General features: G+C 59.1%; 1 pseudogene. It reads right to left on the bottom strand.

The features are described 5' to 3' along the window. Positions 1 to 115, bottom strand: a pseudogene (sdhB, locus tag ASC93_RS31025) (succinate dehydrogenase iron-sulfur subunit); the annotation flags it as partial. Positions 116 to 325 lie beyond the last annotated feature (210 nt).

Raw genomic sequence — 325 nt, 5'->3', positions numbered from 1 at the left:
CATCGAGCAGCATCTTGTCGGTGTCTTTCAGCTCGACGGTGACGTCTTGCATATAGGGCTTCGCATCCTTGTCAGGATCGTAGCGGTAGATTTTCAGGTGGACTGTGCGTGCCATGTGTTACCTCATATTCTTAAATCGTAGGGTGGGCGGCCCGCCGCCCACGCGTGACGTTTGCGATCTGCCAGCTGCCGCGTGGGCTCGGGGAGCCCACCCTACCGGTTCGCGCATACCGAGACAGGTTCTTAGAACGTGCGGGGCTTCGGTTTGAACGTGTCGACGGTGAGCGGCTTGGTCACGACCGGCTTGTAGTCGAGGCGATTGCCT

Origin of the sequence: Massilia sp. Root335 (assembly GCF_001425685.1) — a bacterium.
GTDB classification, from domain to species: domain Bacteria; phylum Pseudomonadota; class Gammaproteobacteria; order Burkholderiales; family Burkholderiaceae_D; genus Telluria; species Telluria luteola.
This window is presented reverse-complemented; position numbering and strand designations above follow the sequence as displayed.